The following is a 2,404-nucleotide window of genomic DNA, read 5'->3' as shown; positions in this document are numbered from 1 at the left end:
CTGCCGCCCGCGCCGCTGCGGCAGTTCGGTGCCGTCAGGCCCTGGCCGCTGGACAGACCACCGCCACCACCGCCCCAGGTGCCGCCGCTGGCGTAGGCCGCGCTGCCACCCCCGGGAGATCCCGAGATCGCACCGCCCCCACCGAAGGCCCCAGCCGCCGCCACCGAGAACCCGCCTGGCGTGCTGTTTGTCTGCAGATTGACCCCACCGCTACCGCCCCCATCGCCACCAGGACTGCCCGCGGAATACGAGCCACCGCTGCTGTATCCACCCGTGCCACCACCACCAACAGGCAGTGGCGCCAGGCCCCAATGAGCGACGAGGTCCGCCTGGTGGGCTGCGCTGCTGTACAGCGTGAAGCCACTGCCACCATTGCCGCCCAAGGCAACGTTGCCGCTGGTCATGGCCTGTCCCGCAGAGAACGCCCCACCTCCACCGCTGGCCACCCAGGACGCCGCGGTAGCTGCCGCAAACACGATGTCGCCCCCGGCCGTGGCGGTCTGATCCGCTCCACCGAACAGGTTCACGCCACCACCGCCCGTGGCCACCTGCTGCCCGGTCCAATTGGTGTTGACGATGCCGCCGCCGCGCCCACCGGCCGAGTTGATCTGGCCGCCCGTGGCCGAGCCGCCGGGTGCCCCCGCGAGCACCACGCCGGTGCCGGAATAGATGTACCCGCCCGTGCCCCCGTTGGCCACCAGGTTGACGGACTGCGCGGCGATCACGATAGAAGAGGCCCCGCCGTTGTTGCCGGCCGCGCTGATGTTGGTCACATAGGCCCCACCTGCCCCGATGGTCACGACGATGACGTCGCCCTTCTTGATCCGGGACAGGCGCCGGGCAAAGCCCCCCGCCCCCCCACCAAACGCGGCCGTGGGGGCCATGCCGTTTTGCACGTAGAGACCACCCGAGCCCCCGCCGCCAATCACCGACAGGTCGACGAGGCCGTCGCACGGCGCAACGATGGTTTGACTGGCCGTCACCTGCAGGGACAGGATGGAGCGGTATTGCTTGGTGCTGCCACCGAGCAAATCAGGAAGAGACGCCATTACATGTACCTCCACACGTTGGAGCTGGAGAAGAATTTGAAGGTGATGGCCCCAGGCGGGATGCCCAGCACCAGGGAGTCGGTGACGGTGTTGGAGCCGATCTGCATCGGGATCGGGTTGCTGGGGTTCACCACCAGGCTGTTGTCCGCGCGGCCGTTGGCCACCACGACCACGCACACATCCCCATTCGCCGGGTTCTGGGGCAGGTACTTGGCACAAGCTCCGGCCAGCGTGATCTCGTTGATCGTGTTCAGCCCGCCATTGGCCGCACCGTAAAAGCTGCCGCCGGTGTTCGTTACCTGCTGGATCGGCAGCGACATCAGGCCCAGCGAGAACCAATTCGTGGGGTCGTTGATGGGGTCGACCGTGCTGTTGGCGATCGCGGCCCGGGTGCGGTAGAGCTGCCCATTGATAGGGCTCCAGGCGCAGGCGCCCGAGGCATAGGCGCCTGGCACCCACTTGACCGCCCCGAGCGCGGCCTGGGCCGCGGCCAGGGTGTTGGCGGCCGCCGAGGCGCTCGCAGCCGCCGCATCGGCCCGCTGCCCCGACAGAGAAGCTTGGCCAGCCGCATCCTGCACGCTTTGCGCGGCTGAGGCGGCTGCGGCGTTCATCCAGGTCAGGGCCGCCCGCCACTGGGCGACGCTGGTGTTCTTGAGGTGATCGAAGAGCGCGGTGCAGCGCACGGCGAAGGTTGTTCGATCGGCCCGGTCCGGCGTGGCCGGGAGGTCGTCAAGGGTTGGTGGGTTTGCTAATGGCATTTAGACCATTCCTTTCACATAGCCGCTGAAGGTGGCGGTCTGAGCGTTGTCGTAGCTCATGGAGCCACTGCCCAGACCGAAGACGTTGAGGCCAACGAAGCCGGCGGCATCGGTGGCAATCCAGGCTGCGGGCACATCGAGCACGCGCTGAACCACAGAGAGCACGTAGTCGGCCTGCTCGCGCGGCAAGATCAGCTTGAAGCGCATGTCGGTTGCCGAGCGGCGGCGCTTGATCGAGGTGCCGCCGTAGTCGTCGGTCTTGATGTACGAATAGGTGACGGGCTCGGCAGTCGCGCCGGGCTGGGTCCCGCCCCAGGTGTCGGCATTGACCAGGGGCACCAGGTCCCCGAGCACCACCATGCCCGCACCCACCACGCCACCGGCGGGCGCCGTGAGCGAGAGGGTCAGCTCGGCTTCGGGGTACGGCACCAGATCCCGGATCAGGCAGCGCGTGAGCGGCTTGATGGCGCCGAAGGCCCAGTCGTACCAATCAAGCGGGTCTTCCTGCAGGACGAGGGTCTTGCTGAAGACCACCGTGCCGGCGGGCTTGTCTTTGACGGTGACCGACAGCGTGGCGCCGTCCAGGCCGTAGCAGGC

2 protein-coding genes and 1 pseudogene are annotated in these 2,404 nt (G+C 68.1%); all 3 read right to left on the bottom strand.

Features of this window, described 5'->3' with window-relative positions; all coding sequences use genetic code 11:
- Positions 1-1,049, bottom strand: a 1,049-nt coding sequence (locus tag F624_RS0131860) for a glycine-rich domain-containing protein (protein ID WP_342663622.1), incomplete at its 3' end; no start/stop codon positions are given.
- Positions 1,049-1,807: a hypothetical protein gene (locus tag F624_RS33825; RefSeq protein ID WP_245573786.1), complete on the bottom strand. Its 759-nt coding sequence runs from the start codon at positions 1,805-1,807 to the stop codon at positions 1,049-1,051. The genes F624_RS33825 and F624_RS0131860, both read right to left, overlap by 1 nt.
- Positions 1,808-2,404, bottom strand: a pseudogene (locus F624_RS35460) (hypothetical protein); the annotation flags it as partial.

This window comes from Curvibacter lanceolatus ATCC 14669 (genome assembly GCF_000381265.1).
GTDB lineage: Bacteria > Pseudomonadota > Gammaproteobacteria > Burkholderiales > Burkholderiaceae_C > Curvibacter > Curvibacter lanceolatus.
The sequence above is the reverse complement of the archived record's forward strand: the minus strand, read 5'-3'. Positions and strand labels throughout refer to the sequence as shown.